The organism is uncultured Kordia sp., from assembly GCF_947489565.1.
Lineage (GTDB): Bacteria > Bacteroidota > Bacteroidia > Flavobacteriales > Flavobacteriaceae > Kordia.
Genome location: NZ_CANLEA010000016.1, coordinates 126,889 through 144,006, shown reverse-complemented (window position 1 = coordinate 144,006; position 17,118 = coordinate 126,889). Strand labels below are relative to the sequence as shown.

Annotated in this window: 15 protein-coding genes and 1 tRNA gene; all 16 read right to left on the bottom strand. The window is 35.4% G+C overall.

What is annotated here, in order from left to right; genetic code table 11:
• Positions 1–1,092: 1,092 nt before the first annotated feature.
• The 16 genes from Q0845_RS20320 to Q0845_RS20245 all read right to left on the bottom strand — a co-directional run bounded on the left by Q0845_RS20320 (position 1,093) and on the right by Q0845_RS20245 (position 16,962).
• Positions 1,093–1,905 (bottom strand): purine-nucleoside phosphorylase, encoded by an 813-nt coding sequence (locus Q0845_RS20320; protein WP_298517081.1) that lies wholly within the window; start codon positions 1,903–1,905, stop codon positions 1,093–1,095.
• 16 nt (positions 1,906–1,921) lie between these two features.
• A complete protein-coding gene (locus tag Q0845_RS20315) occupies positions 1,922–2,650 on the bottom strand; it encodes a T9SS type A sorting domain-containing protein (RefSeq protein WP_298517079.1) in 729 nt (242 codons plus the stop codon).
• Between the two features lie 52 nt (positions 2,651–2,702).
• Complete coding sequence (locus Q0845_RS20310; RefSeq protein ID WP_298517077.1) at positions 2,703–3,311, bottom strand: TIGR04282 family arsenosugar biosynthesis glycosyltransferase; 609 nt, start codon at positions 3,309–3,311, stop codon at positions 2,703–2,705.
• Positions 3,312–3,313: 2 nt separating this feature from the next.
• The gene (locus Q0845_RS20305) at positions 3,314–3,835 is read right to left on the bottom strand and encodes a rhodanese-like domain-containing protein (RefSeq protein WP_298517075.1); all 522 of its coding nucleotides are present in this window, start codon (positions 3,833–3,835) and stop codon (positions 3,314–3,316) included.
• Between the two features lie 280 nt (positions 3,836–4,115).
• The gene (gene arsS, locus Q0845_RS20300) at positions 4,116–5,171 is read right to left on the bottom strand and encodes an arsenosugar biosynthesis radical SAM (seleno)protein ArsS (RefSeq protein ID WP_298517073.1); all 1,056 of its coding nucleotides are present in this window, start codon (positions 5,169–5,171) and stop codon (positions 4,116–4,118) included.
• A 118-nt stretch (positions 5,172–5,289) separates the two neighbouring features.
• The gene (locus Q0845_RS20295; RefSeq protein ID WP_298517071.1) at positions 5,290–5,625 is read right to left on the bottom strand and encodes an arsenosugar biosynthesis-associated peroxidase-like protein; all 336 of its coding nucleotides are present in this window, start codon (positions 5,623–5,625) and stop codon (positions 5,290–5,292) included.
• A 409-nt stretch (positions 5,626–6,034) separates the two neighbouring features.
• A complete protein-coding gene (locus Q0845_RS20290) occupies positions 6,035–6,259 on the bottom strand; it encodes a class I lanthipeptide (RefSeq protein WP_298517069.1) in 225 nt (74 codons plus the stop codon).
• Between the two features lie 169 nt (positions 6,260–6,428).
• Complete coding sequence (locus tag Q0845_RS20285) at positions 6,429–7,694, bottom strand: lanthionine synthetase LanC family protein (RefSeq protein WP_298517067.1); 1,266 nt, start codon at positions 7,692–7,694, stop codon at positions 6,429–6,431.
• Complete coding sequence (locus Q0845_RS20280; protein ID WP_298517065.1) at positions 7,687–8,745, bottom strand: T3SS effector HopA1 family protein; 1,059 nt, start codon at positions 8,743–8,745, stop codon at positions 7,687–7,689. The genes Q0845_RS20285 and Q0845_RS20280 overlap by 8 nt, the downstream gene beginning before the upstream one ends.
• A gap of 1 nt (position 8,746) precedes the next feature.
• Complete coding sequence (locus tag Q0845_RS20275) at positions 8,747–9,826, bottom strand: phosphotransferase (RefSeq protein ID WP_298517063.1); 1,080 nt, start codon at positions 9,824–9,826, stop codon at positions 8,747–8,749.
• A 95-nt stretch (positions 9,827–9,921) separates the two neighbouring features.
• The gene (locus Q0845_RS20270; RefSeq protein ID WP_298517062.1) at positions 9,922–11,679 is read right to left on the bottom strand and encodes a hypothetical protein; all 1,758 of its coding nucleotides are present in this window, start codon (positions 11,677–11,679) and stop codon (positions 9,922–9,924) included.
• A 92-nt stretch (positions 11,680–11,771) separates the two neighbouring features.
• Positions 11,772–12,200, bottom strand: a complete 429-nt coding sequence (locus Q0845_RS20265) for a hypothetical protein (protein ID WP_298517060.1) — start codon at positions 12,198–12,200, stop codon at positions 11,772–11,774.
• A 39-nt stretch (positions 12,201–12,239) separates the two neighbouring features.
• A complete protein-coding gene (locus tag Q0845_RS20260; protein WP_298517057.1) occupies positions 12,240–13,772 on the bottom strand; it encodes a S8 family serine peptidase in 1,533 nt (510 codons plus the stop codon).
• 325 nt (positions 13,773–14,097) lie between these two features.
• On the bottom strand, positions 14,098–14,535 hold the full coding sequence (locus Q0845_RS20255; protein ID WP_298517055.1) for an AraC family transcriptional regulator: 438 nt from the start codon (positions 14,533–14,535) through the stop codon (positions 14,098–14,100).
• 762 nt (positions 14,536–15,297) lie between these two features.
• Positions 15,298–15,369, bottom strand: a tRNA-Gly gene (locus Q0845_RS20250).
• 66 nt (positions 15,370–15,435) lie between these two features.
• Complete coding sequence (locus tag Q0845_RS20245) at positions 15,436–16,962, bottom strand: TROVE domain-containing protein (protein WP_298517053.1); 1,527 nt, start codon at positions 16,960–16,962, stop codon at positions 15,436–15,438.
• Between the last annotated feature and the right edge of the window lie 156 nt (positions 16,963–17,118).

The following is a 17,118-nucleotide window of genomic DNA, read 5'->3' as shown; positions in this document are numbered from 1 at the left end:
TGTATTTAGCTCTTTAGTTTTTGTCACGAATTCACGAATGTTTTTTGGTTTACTCTTATGTTGATTTGCACGAATTTCGGCGTTTGTTGCCAATTTATTTATTTATTTATTTGTTTACACTGAGTTTGTCTAAGTGTTGCTTTGTTTTTGTCAGTTTGAATTGCGTGTACTTTTATATTTAAAATTTTGAGTTTTACATTTTGTATTTAACTCCTTAGTTTTTGTCACGAATTCACGAATGTTTTTTTTGGTTTACTCTTATGTTGATTTGCACAAATTTCGGTGTTTGTTACCAATTTAGTTATTTGTTTTTTTTGTATACACTGGGCTAGTTGAAGTGTTGCTTTGTTTTTGTCAGTTTGAATTGCGTATACTTTTATATTTAAAATTTTGAGTTTTACATTTTGTGTTTAGCTCTTTAGTTTTTGTCACGAATTCACGAATGTTTTTTTTGGTTTACTCTTATGTTGATTTGCACGAATTTGGGTGTTTGTTGCCAATTTATTTATTTGTTTACACTGAGTTTGTCTAAGTGTTGCTTTGTTTTTGTCAGTTTGAATTGCGTGTACTTTTATATTTATAATTTTGAGTTTTACATTTTGTGTTTAGTTCTTTAGTTTTTGTTACGAATTCACGAATGTTTTTTGGTTTACTCTTATGTTGATTTGCACGAATTTCGGCGTTTGTTGCCAATTTATTTATTTTTTGTGGATTTGTCAATTTGTTTATAGTGTATCTCAGACTACACTTTTAGTTCCTAGTATTTCTCGATACAATTTTCTGTGAAAATCACTCAAAATGACGATTTGATATTCAAAATAATAGTTTTCCTTGTTTTCCCACTTTCGTTGGAAGTTTCGCGTAAGCGATGGAGCTATTGTTGGAGCTCTTTTTAAAAGCGACTAGCGAGAGCGCGACGAAAATGCTTCACCCTAAGAGTGAAGCATTTTGGATACGCCCAAATAAGTTATCTGTTTTTTTGTTTTTCGTCAATTTGTTTATACTGAGCTTGCTGAAGTATCAATTTGTTTTTCGAGTCCTTCAGACCGCATTTTACTTCTCAATACTTATTACTAAAACCTCAGAACTATTTTACAAGGTTTTGATTAATTCACTGAAAAGTGTGATCATTTTTGGTTCCGCTTTTCCTGCTACTGCAATGATATCTGCAATGTCTACAGGTGCAAGATTGTCTGGATCACATTCGTCCGTAAGCACAGAAACTGCCATACATGGCAAGTTGAGATGATTGGCAACAATGACTTCTGGAACGGTACTCATTCCTACGGCATCGGCACCAATGATTTTTAGCATTCGGTATTCGGCACGTGTTTCTAATTGTGGTCCAACTACACTAGCATACACACCTTTTTGGATGTCTATATTTTGATCTGCTGCAATTTTTTCCACGGTTGCAATCATGTCAGCATCATATGGTGCACTCATGTCGGCAAAACGTTCTCCAAATTGACTGACACCTTTGAATGCCAATGGCGAACCTCCTTGTAAGTTGATGTGATCGTCAATGATCATGATATCTCCTTTTTTATAATCGAGATTGATGGCGCCAGCGGCATTGGAAACCAATAGTTTTTGGATACCTAGTTTGTGCATGATGCGAATAGGATAGGTGATGTCTACAAAGTCATAACCTTCATATAAGTGAAAACGTCCTTGCATGACTACTACTTTTTTTCCGGCTAAATGTCCAAAGACAAGTTTTCCCGTGTGGAATTCTACGGTTGCCAATGGAAAATATGGAATGTTGTTATAGTGTGCTTCTGCAACGATATCAATATCGTCGATGAGTTTTCCTAAACCTGTTCCTAATACGATTCCGATTTCAGGATTGTCGAATCCTTTGCTTATTAAATATTCGGTTGTTTCTGTGATGTGTTTTAACATAAATGTATATACGTTTTTAGCGCTTTATCAATTTTTTGACCGCTCTTTGGTCATTACTTTTTAATTGAACTAAATATACACCAGAATTTAAGTTTGCTAAAGAAAACGATTGTTTTTTTACACGTGATGGCTCAGAAGCAATGACTTTGTTTCCTAAAATATCATATACGGTAATGGAAACTTCATTTTGTGAATCGTTTGAAATTTCAAAGTAGTCATTTGCAGGATTTGGAAATACTTTTACAGCTTCGCTTAAACTTTTTTCGTTTACGCTTAGCAATGTACAATCTGGTCCGCTAACTGTTCCCATGTTTACATATCCCCAACGCTCATTAATTCCAATACATTGAATTACAATATAATCATAAGAGCTTAAGTTTACATTAGGATACATAGTTTGATTGATAGAGAATGTTTTCATTCCTGTGATTGGTGATAATACAGGAGATGTCATTCCGTTGTCGCCTAAGAGTGGTCCTGTAGTGACTTCGATTGGATCTGCACCAGGCGCCAAAATATCATCTAATTTGGATAAGTAGACTCTTAAATCCAAACCTTGAACAGTCATAAAGTTCGAGTCAAAAATAACGTCTTTTGCGCCACCAGTTGTAAAGGTAAGACTTGCGGTTCCGCTGATACTGTACGCTGGGTCGCTTTGAACGAAACTTCCAGCTCGTGAACATTGTGCATTGATTTGTAGTGCGCCGAATGCTGCGCATAAAATTACGAGTAATTTTGTTTTCATAGTTTAGCTTTTTTGTAAACGCAGATTCTTAGGGTGAATGTACGTTACGTAGTTATTGTAAATAGTTTTTAAAAGCCTCGTATGGTTCTAAATCTTCCGCGTGGTCAATATCGTTTAGTGTTTCTAGTAAGTGAATACTTTGGTTGTCCAAGTCGCTCATTGTATCTGCCAAAACCGTTTCTGTTCCCCATTTTTTTGGAGCAAATGCTTTTTCGTGTAGGGTTTTCATTCCTAACAAGTAATAACCGCCATCTTGGGCAGGTCCTAAGACAATGTCATTACTGTTTAAAGCTTCAATTGCTTCTTCAATATGTTTGGGTTGCAGATCGTATAAATCGCTTCCAATGATAATAACTTTTTCATAATGCTGTTGAAACGCATCTTTAAACGCATGTAGCATTCGTTCTCCTAGATCATTACCGATTTGAGCCTTCTTCTGATATGAATCATCGGGCCATATATCGTTCTGTCGAACAGAAACGGAATACCATACACATTTATCTGTATTTATTTTTTGAAGGACACTTTTTGTGTGTTCTAAGAGTTTGATGTAGACTTCTAAAGCGGCTTTTTCGCCAATGCCTTTTGCTAAACGAGTTTTCACTTTACCCAATTCAGGATTTCGTGTAAACGTCATGAGAAGCGTTGTACTAGTGCGCATGTTTATTGCTTGTCTTTTTTAGATTTTTCCTTTTCGAAGATTTTGACACCTTTTTTTAGCCAAATACTCCAGTCTTCATTGAAGGTGTGAATGTTTTCGGTAGTTTTTCCTTTGGTATCTACCACGGATTGATCTTGATTTTTCCATTCAAAAATTCCGCCATATAGATTGTAAACATTGGTATATCCTGCTTTTTTGAGTTTTTCGCCCACATCTTCGGAGCGAATTCCCAAAGAACAGTAGACTACAATAGGTGTGTCTTTATCTTTTGGAAGTAGTTTTTTTACTTTTTTAAGTTTGAATTTATCATAACCAACACAGATTGCATTTTCAATATGACTTGTTTCATATTCTATTTTTTCGCGGCTATCTAATAATACAATATTTTTCTTTTGAGCCAATTCGGACACCGTAATGTACGGAACTGATTCTTTGTTTTCTTTTTGCAATAGACTGTCGAGTGCCGTTTGTCCATTCGCGAAAGCGAAAGTAAAAAGAGTTATAAAGTATATTGTGTATTTCATCTTTAATTCTTATTTGGTATTTCTTGAAATTATCACCTTTTATGTTTCTTTTAAGCTTTTTGTTATTTGTTCATTTTTGTCTTGACACAAAAACGAACCAAAAAAGTCAAGACGATCTATAGGAAATTGCTGCGCATCATTCGTTCATGCGCTTCATGCTTGATGCTACGCATCGCAATTCCGCTTTTCACTCATTATTTCTGAAGATCGTCGTTTGCAATCATTTACACATTGCTGAAAAACAGGCTATCATACTAAATTTTGTTTATTATAGTAATATTTAGGCAACTGTTCCTTGACAACTACTTCCTGCACCAGCTGTACAACCGTAGCAGTGTTGTGAGATGATGATATTTCTGTTGCTTAGTGATTCTTCGTTGTATTCAGAGATGTGTTTAGATTTGCTGGCAACTTTTAAATCGAGCATTTGGTTGAAATCACAATCGTATAACCAACCATCCCAACTTACTGAAATTGTATTGGTACACATGACATTGGCAACTGCACCAGGATTGAAAGCTTCTACTAAAGAATACATGTAGTCTTCGTAGTTATCGGAAGCAATTAGGTAATCCAAGAAACGACTTATTGGCAAGTTTGTAATGGCAAATAAGTTGTGAAACTGAATGTTGAAATCGTCTAATAAAGCTTTTTTGAAATCTTTTTCCATCGCCATTTGATCGCCCGGTAAGAATGCTCCTGAAGGATTGTAAACTAAGTCCAAACGTAAATCGCTGCCTGGCATTCCGTACCCAACTGCATTCAATTCTTGTAATGCTTTGATTGATTTGTCGAAAACTCCATCACCACGTTGTTTGTCTGTTTTTCCACGTGTCCAGTGTGGCATAGATGACACCACATGTACATTGTGTTTTTTGAAGAATTCAGGTAAATCGTAGTATTTTTTATTCGCACGAATAATTGTAAGATTAGAACGTACAATAAAGTCTTTTACTCCAATTTTAGACGCTTCTTCCACAAACCAACGGAAATTTGGATTCATTTCAGGTGCTCCACCTGTTAAATCGAGTGTATGTGCGCCCGTTTTTTCAATGACATCTAAACATTGTTGCATGGTTTCACGCGTCATGATTTCTTTTCGGTCTGGACCTGCATCTACATGACAATGCGAACATACTTGATTGCACATATATCCTACATTGATTTGCAGGATTTCAATTTTTTTAGGTTTTAGGGGAAACTGATTCGTTTCTTTTATTTTGTTAGCAAACGTTGGCAATTCACCACTTTGAAATATTCCGTTAGAAAGAATTTCTAGTTGTCGTTGCGTATTTGCTAATTCGCTTTCTCTTTTCTGTAGGGACTTTGTCGCCATTGATCAATTTTTGTTTTTTAGTCCTATGTAATTCTGAAAACTCAATATGTATACTTTTGAGTTTCTTAGATCCTTCGACTGCGCTCAGGATGATTTAGATGATTGAAAATCATCTAAATCACATATCTAATTTATTTACTTTATTCATCATTTGTACGCCGTGTACTAAGGTTGCGCCACTTTTGATAGCTGCACCTACATGAACGGCTTCCATCATTTCTTCTTTGGTGATTCCACGTTGCAAACCATCTTTTGTGTATGCATCAATGCAATATGGACATTGTTCTGTATGCGCAACTGCTAGGGCAATTAATGATTTTTCACGTGGAGTTAATGCGCCTTCTTCAAAGACTTTTCCGTAGTATTCAAAGAATTTGTTTCCAAGTTCCTCGCTCCATTCTGTGATTGATCCAAACTTTCTTAAATCTCTTGGATTGTAATATGATTTGTCCATGTGTTTTCGTTTTTGTATTTGAGATTTGCTAAAATACGCAAAATCAAACAGTCTATAGTGAGACGTGATTTTTTTCAAAACTTTACATGTATCAGGTAGAAATTTAAAAATCCCAAGAATACACTTGGGATTTTCGAAAGTTCGTTGATTTCATGCTCCTAATTATCTATGAATGACTACAACCTCTATTCAAAATATGCATGAGTTTATCTTCGAACTTTAAGAAGTAAAAGTACATGCTTCTGAATAGGTATACCTTAGGGAATACCTTAAAAATAAAAGGGAAAAAAACCCTTGTTATGAAGTTTTGAGTGTAGGAATAATTTTGAGTATTATGCCATTAGATAGATAGGAAATTTAAAAAATCCCAAGAATGGACTTGGGATTTTGACTTTTAGGTGATTTTTTACTAATAATCGTTACAAATGGTTCTACATAATGAGAAACAACTATCGTTAATAGTTGGAAAATCACAACCAGCCTGACATGTAGGCCACTGCGTTGGACATGCAAGACTTGGACATCCTCTGTGTGTATCTGGCCAATCTGTTCCTCCTTTTGTTTGTTCTTTTTGAAGATGTGAAATAGAAAGCTTGTTCAGCTTTAACTTTGCATTTAATTTTTTTGATTTCATAATGTTCTGTTTTTTTGATTAATAATTACATTAAGTAAGAAAAATAAATCAATAAAAACAAGAACTTTAACTCAGGGTTAACTATTTGATTTTTAGTTAAATAAAAAGTCTCTGTTTTGTTTATTGAAGAAACAGAGACTTTTCTTTTTTCTATAACTAAATACCTTTTTTAAGGAACCAAAGCAGAAGGAATATTCATCATATCTGCTAAGCGCAAGTAAAACATTCCTGTACCAGACATTCCGAGCATTAATCCTGCGTTTTCATCTTGTCCGATGGTTTGTCCGCTAGGATCATTTACACCACTTGGAAAAACAACTCCTGTTGCATCGTATTGTGCAATTCCGAAGTCACCTGCATTTTTAGCAATTTGTGCGTATTCAGGATTGTTTAATATTTGACTTGCATATAGTAAGATATCGGCATTTCCCGCCAAACCATGACATAAAGAAAAGTTGGCGTTTGAATTGATATTGGTTTCTTGAATTACGGTTCTTTTGGTGGTTTCAATAGCAATCTTCGCTTCTTGTAAGAAGTATTCATGCTGGGTCATTTCGTAGGCTTTTAAATGTGCAATGGCAATTCCTGGCGCGCCATGACACCACATAACTCCATAGGTTAACGGTTTTTTCCCATCATACTCACGCAAGTCTGGCCAATTTTGTGTTTGTTGATTGTACCATTGCTTTTCATAGTTGTATCCGCCCATAGCGGCATGCCAATATTGTTCTTCTTTAGTTGTAGCATATAGTTCCATGAGCGCCGAAGCAATGCCCGAAGCACCATGTGAATATCCTGTTAGAGCATTTGATTTATCGACCGTCATCCAAGAATAGATTTCTCCTTGCTTCATGGCTTTTTTCAATAAGAATTCTCCACATTTTTTAGCAATGTCTAAGAAATCTTCATCTTGTTCCGCATAGTATAATTTTAGTAATACTGAGATGGATCCAGCGGCTCCAGAAATGATATCAACTTCATAATCGGCAATATCTTGGTCTTTGACAGATTTTACATAGCTAAGTGCTCTTGTAACAAGCTGATCGTTTGCTGATTTTTTTCCAATTTTCCACAAGGTATACCCAATACCTATTTTTCCAGAATAATACCCAAAGTTGTTTACTTTATCTCCTTCTAAATTTGAATATATTGTTTTTAAAGTACCATTTAGCGTATGTAAAATGATTGGATCTTGTGTTTTGTCATATAGCTCTGTCAAGAATAAAGCAATTCCTGTCAATCCGCTATACAATTCAATACCGCATGCTTTTACAACCGTTTCGAATTTACCGCCTACACCAGCTACTTCATGACTAGTCCAGTTACACATATCTTTATACCATAATGCTTCTTTGGCTAAATATTTTCCAATATTATGTGCGGTTTTAACATACATTTGTACATCTTTTTTGAGTGTGGTTTCTATATTATTCATAAGTTGGGAACGTTGGCGTTAGTGCTGTATGTTTGTTTAAGTGCAAACGATCTAATGACATTCCTTTTCTAGCTAAAGAATTCACGACAATGTCGAACGTTTGTTTTGTGTCTTTTTCTTGCTGAAATCCTTCAACCAAAGCTTCTGCAATGGTGGATGATCTGCTCATTCCAAAACTTTGCCCTTTCCCAGGATCTTCCGCGTAACTAACACCTTTGAAAAGTTGCTTGGTAAACATCGGAATTTCGTCTACAAGATACGGTTCTAAATTTGGAATTATGCTATTTAAAATGATTGCGACGAGTTGTACATGTTTTTTGCTGATGTATAAAACGGCAGAATCTGATCGAACGTAGAGTTCAGGATGATTTAAACATTTGAATTGAAACGGAATTTTGTAATCGTTTAAAGTTGTGGTTAGTAAATTGATGAGTTTGGATGCGCCTTCTGGAGTAACATTCCAATAAATTCGTCCAATTTCTACTTCTTGCGGAAACATCTCATTGCCAAATACATGATAAAATACAGGTTGAAGATTTCTGTTTTCTTTTTGACGCGTTAGATTTACTTTGGTATTGACAGCAGCTTGTGTTTGTTGCGGATTTACAAAATGATAACTGTTTGGTTGTAACCAACGGAGTTCGCCATTTTTTTGAATGTATATGTTTCCGGTTGCAGCGTCAATATTATAAATCTTCCAATGATAGTCAAACCCACTTACAGAAGTATTTGCCTGTGAAAGCTGATTCATAAATACATCGCGTTCTGCTTTTGGCGGAATTTTGGAAGTATGTTCGCCATTTTTAATGCTACAGTAAAATTTAGAGTAAATCGTATTTGTCAGCGCATTGATTAAATTGGTGCGTTGTTGTTGGGCATCTACAGTAGAGTTGCTTCCAAATGATTTAAAATCTTCTGCAAATGTTTGATATGGTCTTTGATTTTGAACGTATTCTTCTTCTCCGTGTACTTTGTAGGTGCTTAATGAAGTAATTTCAATAGCATCTATAATTTGTTGTACTTGTTTTGTATGTGTATTGTCTGTCATCATCTTAGTCTATTAAATTCCATTGTTTTGCAATTCCTTCAATATCTCCTAAAATATGATTGCAAAATTGTAATATGCGAACTGAATTAGGATACATGTGTTTTTGTGCCATGTTATTCTCAAAAGCAGTCTGTATCATACGTGCAGCCATGTATGAAAGTGTTTTGAATAACTTTTCTCGGGACTCAGTCTCTGTAAATTTTTGTATAGATGCGTATGTTTCCCAAAGTAACTTTACAATGGGAGTAATGGTTTCTATTGATAAAAACTCTGTACCTTGTATTTGTTGATGTTGTTGAATGTTTTGATTGTTAAAACTCAAAACCCAAGCACTAAAGTATGATTGAAAAATTCCTGCTACATCCCACAATGGGTCGCCTAAATCGGCAATTTCCCAGTCGATCAACTTTACGTCTTCGTTATTAGGCATTACAATAAAATTCATCCACTTAATATCACCATGAATCAAACTTGTAGTTTCCCATTGGGCAGCTACATTTTCCATTCTTTTTACCAAATCTTGGTGTTTATGAATTTCAGCAATTACAGTATTGGTGATACCTTTTGAACTGTTATTTAATAATTGACCAGTATTTAAAATCCAAGGAATTTGTTTGCTAAAAAATTGTAACGAGCTGTTATTTTTAATGTCATCCGTAATATCAAAATGATACGAAGCCAAAATATGCGCCATTTGCACTGCGTGTGATTCGGATAACTTTTTATCTCTGTATACAGTTTCGTGTATGTTTTTAGTATTGGCAAAATATTCCGTTACTAAGATGTTATGATACGGATCGTATCCATAATAATCTGGAATATGTGTTGCAGTTTCTTTATATAAATCTGATTGATGAATTAGATAGTGACTTGTAGCATCTTTCTGCATTAAATAGCTATTAGTCGCATCTTGTGCAATTAATTGCTTAACAAATAATCCTTTGTCTTGTTGTTGTTGAATTTTGAAGATAGAATTTCTGCTTTGTGTTTGTGTAAGCATATAATCTCCAGACATAAATGAAGTGGGTTCTAAAAAACCTTTATCTAGTAGATAATGAGTAATGTTTTTCTTTGTTAAGCGCATAAAAGTAATTTTTGAGTTTTTTAAAAGCTGCCTGCGCTAAACAGGCAGCTATATAATAATAAAAAATAGCTTTATCTATTATAGATAAGCTATGATTAACATACCGGCCATGCTCCTGTACAAGAACGTGTTGGAATACAGTCAGCTACAGGAATACTATGTATCTGAGCTTGTGCATTTCCGCCATCACATCCTTCGTATCCAGTACATCCTAAAAGATGAGTTGGTCCACATCCAATTTGTGTACATACTGTAGCAGCAGTTCCATGGTTTCCGCATCCTTCATATGAAGTACATCCTAAAAGATGAGTTGGTTCACATCCAATTTGCGTACATAAAGTAGCTTCAGTTCCATGTTGTCCACATCCGTCGTATGCTGTATGACCAAGATTCTGAGCATGTGCATCACCTCCTGGGCAAACAGTCGCTGGAGGTGTTCCTGTTGGAGGAAGACAACCTTCATATCCTGTACATCCGATTAAATGTGTTGGTTCGCATCCTATTTGCGTACAAACTGTAGCAATAGTTTCTTGTGGGTGACAACCTTCATAACCTGTACATCCGATTAGGTGTGTTGGTTGTGTACATCCTTGCCATCCAGTTGGTCCAACATTTTGTGCTTGAGCGTTTCCACCTTGACAAACAGTTGCTGCTGGAGATCCTGTAACACAACCTTGATACCCAGTACATCCAATTAAGTATGTTGGTTGTGGGCAAACAGTTTCTGGCGGAGTGCCAGTTGGTTTAATACAACCTTGGTATCCCGTACATCCAGGAACATCAGTTGGTCCACAAACAGTTGCTGTAGAACCCGTTTGCTGGTGACATCCTAGCCATCCAGTTGGTCCAACATTCTGTGCTTGAGCGTTTCCACCTTGGCAAACAGTTGCATGTGGATCACCAGTTATTTGTGTACAATCGAACCATCCAGTATAACCGATAGTAGTCTGTATATTTGCATCCGCAACTCCTCCTTGGCAAACCGTTGCTGCTGGAGATCCTGTAACACAACCTTGATACCCAGTACATCCAATTAAATACGTTGGTTGTGGACAAACTGTTGCAGGTGGAGTACCTGTTGGTTGTGTGCAAGTATGAGTTCCTGTTGGTCCTAAACAATTAGGAGGAACAGTACATCCTAACCATCCAGTTGGACCTACTTTAGCTTGTGCTTGTGCGTTTGCACCGTTAGCACAAGGAATTGTTACACATGGTGTAATTGCTGTGCATCCTATTGTATTTGGAACACAATTAGGCGGAGCTGTACAACCTTGTGTTCCCGTTGGTCCTAGATTTTGTGCCTGTGCATTTGCACCGTTAGCACAAGGAATTGTTACACATGGCGTAATTGCTGTACATCCTACTGTATTTGGTACACACTTAGGTGGTACTGTTTGAGGAGGAATTGTTACACATGGAGTGATTGCTGTACATCCAATGGTAGCAGGAACATTAGCTTGTGCTTGCGCATGTGTTACAACAGTTGTCGTTACTGTAATACATCCAATAGTTGGAGGTAAAATAGTTTGTGGTTGTGTACAGCCTTGCGTTCCTGTTGGTCCAACAATTGTACATCCTTGTGTACCAGTTGGTCCAATAATCGTGCATCTGTATGTTCCAGTAGGTCCAACACAATGACCTGGTTGCGTACAACCTTGTGTTCCAGTAGGTCCAAGGATACAATTAGGCGGCGCAGTAGCGGTACAGCCTTGAGTCCCTGTGGGTCCAAAGCAATGACCTGGCTGCGTACATCCTAGTGTTCCCGTTGGTCCCACATTTTGGGCATGTGCACCACCTTGACCACATGTTACTGTGATAGGCGGAATTCCACATCCGTGAAAAAATGTAAACATAATAATTAAAGTTAAAGGTTAATAATATGATTTTTAAAATCTTACGATTTTGGAAATTGATAGGTTAGTACCAATTTTGGGTATAGTATTTTTTACTGTCCACATTTACCACATCCACAAACAGGCACATGAGCACCTTGTGGATTTGGAGTTTTATTTCCTTGAACAGTGTTTGCATACTGATTATAAATGTCTCCTTGGAAAAATTGTGCTGCGTGTTGTTCCGTTTGCACTTTTACCTGAGCTTGCGTTGCATTTGGTTGTAAATATGAAGATCCGTTTTTGATCCAAATCACGGTTCCACCAATTGGATTCTGCGATTTGGTAACTTTTACATGATGAATAATGTCTTGATCATTTACAACTACAGACGTTTTTAATGTAGTATCTAGGTAGAAAGTAATGTTGTCTTCTTTCGTACCTGCTCCAACAAAACCATATAACATTAATACATCTTCTGCTGGTGCACCCTCTTTCATAAGACGTTTAGGTAATTCGTCTAATGCCAATTTTTTAGCCATAATTTTAAGTTTTAATGTGAATACTAATTTTGTAAAATCTTATTCTAAACTGTCAATAGCCTGCATTAATTCTTTACCATTAGGAGTTCCTAATCCAGTACATGGATTCCATCCTTCAGCGGCAAGGTATAGGTTGTTGTTTCCTTCTAAAATTTGATGAAATGATGAAGAACCAATCAATCGGTATAAGTATGGGTTGATGAATCCTAATCTATAGCCTAAGTTTTGATTCATACGAGCTATTAGAGCAGCCCAAAGTGGAGTTGCTAAACTTGTACCACCAACTTTTATCCAGCTTCCTTCAAAGAAGATTGTGTATCCAGAAGCATCTGCAGCATTTGCAGCGATATCTGGAATTCCTCTACCACCAGCTTTGTGGTACGGTGCAAATTGTGGAAATTTTTCAATGTATTCTTCCGAAGAAGCTACTTGGTATTGTTGTGCTGCAATACGTTGACTAAATCCACCGCCAGTTGCTACTTGTGATTGTGATGTAGATTCGTTCCATACAACTTCTACCGCAATTTTGTCGTCGGTAATATAGGTTTGTGTTCCGCCACAAGCGAGTACATACGTAGAGTTTACAGGAACATTTACATTTGCATACGGTTTGTTATTCATAGCTCCATTGTCCCCAGAAGCTCCTACAACCGTAATTCCTTTTAAATTTGCTTCATGGAATACATTATTTAGTTCTACGATTTCTTGTTGAGAATATCCTAATTCTGATCCTGCCCAGCTAATTGAGATAACGGTAAGTTTGTTTTCAGTGTCTGCCAAAGCCGTTTTCATGGCATCTAAGATTGAAGTTCCGTAGTAGATGACAAATTTTGCTTTTGGAGCTAAGATTCCTGCGACTTGAATATCGGCAGTTACTTCAACATTATCGTTTTGTGGAGTTGTTGATGGTTTTCCAACTACTTGAATTTCTGGAACTGGTGTGTCATATTGTGCAAAGAAGTTTTCTAAATCGTTTTGCTCAAACTGTCCACCTAATTCTATGATTCCAATGGTTTGACCTTCGCCGTCACCATCTGGGAAGTTATAACTTTCTGCAATTTCTAAAACACTGTATCCATGTGTAGGTTCTTGAATAGGAATTGCATGTCCACGACCAACTCGTCGTTCTTGATTGTTTTTTACAAATCCAGTTTTCTGTGTTGGATCTGCAATATCTTTAGCACTTGCATTCGCTTTTTGTGATGAATCCGCGGCATCTAAGTGAATATCTCCCTGAGAACTTAAAAATACAAGTGGAATAGTTGAATTGCCGCTTTGTGGCTTGGCAACGTTCTCCGAGTTAATCTTAATAGTAATTTCACGTGCTTTTTCATTAAAACTGACATCCCAATTTTGAGCTTCCGCATGTTCTATGATATCATTTGCATCATTTTTACTCGGCGCAAAGATTTCTGAATATGCAGAATTTGTTAAGTATTTACGATCTCTTGGATGTTTAGCTATGGCATTGTCAATCATTCCTTGTTGACGTTCTGTGACGTCATTGATTGGAACATAAACTTTGATTTCAATTGTATCTGACTGTGGCGTATTGTCTTGGGTAGATTCCATAAAAATGTAAAGGTTAGTTATAGTTTATCAAAATTGCATAATACACCTATAATATAGATGCGTAGTTTTACTTGGTTTTCAGATTGAGTATTATCACTTTTTTGACAGAGAATACTACTTGATACTATTTTGACAGCATATTTACGATGATTTTTATGCTTGATTATCAGATGATTATTTCGAAATCATGATGTTTTTGTTAAGAAGTATTTGTGTAGGAAATGTTTGTTAGTGTAAAAAAGAAAAGTTCCTTCATTTATATCGTTATAAATGAAGGAACTCGTCAGTTTAAGAAAAGTGTCAGATACGTTAAAAAACGTAATTTTTAGTTATTCTTTAATGTGTTTAAATAGTTTGATGGATTGATTCCTGTATGTTTTTTGAATGCTTTAGCGAAAGATTCGGTATTCCCAAAACCTAGTTTTTTTGTTAATGACTTTACCGTGCATTTTTTCAAAGATTCATCAACCTCAAGTTCTTTAAGAATATAATTAATCCGCAAATCATTGATGTAGGAACTGAAATTTTTTTCATAATGATTGTTTATGATTTTGGATAAATATTTTGGATTCGTTTTTAATTTTTTCGCCAATTTGTGTAATGTCATTGGTTTTAAATATCCTTGATTGTTTTCAAAATCAGAAAGTCTATCCATTACATTCAAAATAATAGTTTCACTAATATTTAGTGAATTTACTCTAGATGTTACATTCTCTTTTTGGAGAAAGAGCGAGGTGATAAAGAATGTGATTTTTTGTAACAAGCGTGACATTTTTAGTATGATTAAAAAAACAAGGCAAAAGACAAAAAGCGAGTAAGTACGTGCTCTAACCACTGAGCTACTCTCCCTTATAGTGTAATTTTAGTAGGAGAGGCAGGATTCGAACCTGCGACCACGGCATTAAAAGTGCGAAGTATCACTATTTTACGGCACTTGTTTTTATGTTTTATATTGAAATATTAGGTAAATAAATGTAAAGTGTATAACGCATCTCATCATTGAGATGATTAGGATTCGAACCTAATTTAACCAGAAGTAACACTTTAGAACGACACTAATATTATATATTTTCTTAAAAAGGAAAAGCAATAAAATGTATAGAAGTTTAGTGCGATTAACAGTCGATGTATTTCTATACGAACGGCATTTTCCATAGTTTTATAAGGTAATAGTTCAAAAAGGTACTATTGCTCACGTCCTACTAATTAGACGACTTTCTTTACGAAAGACAAGAGTTGCACTTGCATTTTGAGATGACTCGAAGTATTCCTTTTTTACGACACTTATAATTTTATTTTTTCAATGAACTTTTATGATAAAAATGATAGGTAAAAAGTTGAAGTGCTTTTAAAAGGTTTTCTTCAAACCTGCGTGAAATCGCCGAAGTAACACTTAAGTACGACACTAGCATTTTTAATAGAAGGAAAAGCAATTGAGCGAATAGGAATTGGTTTTTCTTTTGAATCGAAGTATTCCTGTTCTTACGGCATTTTCCTTATAATTTTAGTTTTCAATGAACTTTTGAGCAGATAGCGAGAATCGAACTCGCTCCTTCAGAGTGGAAGTCTATCATGCAGCCATTAACACCTTATCTGCTTGTTTTAATTTGATGATACAAAGGTTTCAAAGTAGTGCGCAATTATTTTACGCACTACTAAAAAACTAATCTAATTTCATTTTCTTAATTTCTGATAATGCTTTTTTACCATTTTCAATAGCATGCATTACTTCAAAAACTTTATCACTCCAACCTGCAATTAAATGCACGTCGTTTTGAGTTATTCTCAATGGCGCTTGACCATGACCCATCAAGTCAAATAAGTATAATTTTGCATGTGGCGCTACGTTTCGCTTATACTTTAACCATTCCTTTTGGATATGATTGTTACCAAACGTACTATTCCACATTTGTAAATCTGTAAAGAAGAATACTTTATCCATCACTTTCTTCTTTTGATTCAAATACTCAATTACTTTGTAACCATTGGTCGAATAACCTACTTTACCTTCAATTTTTTTCAAGGCAGTTACATTACTTAGAATACCTTTTTTTGGTAAATTATAGGTCATCCATCGATCACCAAAAATACCTGTAATTGTATTGTTAGAACGGTTTTGTAATAACATCGCTAATACCAAACCAATATCGTAACATTGTATTTTACTCTTACCAGAAACTGGACTAAACATAGAACCAGATACATCACAGGCCATTAATACACGTGTATGGATATCGAAACCTTGAATGTTTTGCGCACTGATTTGAATAGCATCTTCTAATGCTTCCAAGATGTACGATGTATATGGCGAGTCTACCAACTGAACTTCATTGTATGCAGACAAGAATCGGAATGGTAATTGACGTGAGTTTAACACCGCTTTTTCATTGCTCAAATATGCTGCTACTTGACTGATACAATCTGGAGAAACTTCTGCTTGTAAAATATTACGTAAGTTTCGCATGATTGCCATATAACCTACTTTTTTACTTTGAATTAATGTTTCCCAAGTCGCAGTTACTGCTTCTTTTTTAGCTGCAACGGAAGCATATTTTTGCTGACCTACTTTCGACAATTCAACTTCCCATGTATATGGAGTTTCTAACGTATCATTGACAATTTTGTTAAACAAAAATTGTTGGTCTTCACTCGCAGGTTTCGGATGCGTTAAAAACAATGCGTCTTTCAACGTAACTTCACCTTTTCGATTATATTTTGCAAATTGATATTCGTCAAATTTTGTAAAAGCTGCTGCAATACCTTTTTGTACTTGCTTTGATAAACGATTTAATTTTTTTACATCATTTCGCTTGTTTGCCAATTGGTAATATGCCAACACTTCTGTGATTTCATCGGCACGTTGAATGATGTTATAAATGGTTTTGCTTACCAAATTATCACCTTTATGAATTTTACCCAATTCTACGGCTAATACCACAGGAATTGATCGTAAGTTCATTTTTGTACGTGCGTATACGGCTAACTTGGCTACAAATACAGGATCGCAATTTCGAATCAATTTTCGGATTCGTTTCACACGATCAGACGTATTTTCGTATGTAGTTTTTTCTAAGCTAGTAGTTACTACGGCACTATACAATTCCATTTCCGGAGTCATTTTATAGGCTTTTTCACCTTGATGATTTGTAATGACTTGTGTACGTTGTTTTGTAAATACATTAAATTTCATCTTTTTAATTTTTAAGTTAATAACTACTTGTTTTGTTTTGATGAGACAAATATTTTACACTACTACGCATTCATTTTGCGTAGTTTGTTTTTTATTTTTAAAATATTGATTATGAGTGTATTAAAATTTAATTAAGAAAATATTTTTAGAAATTTT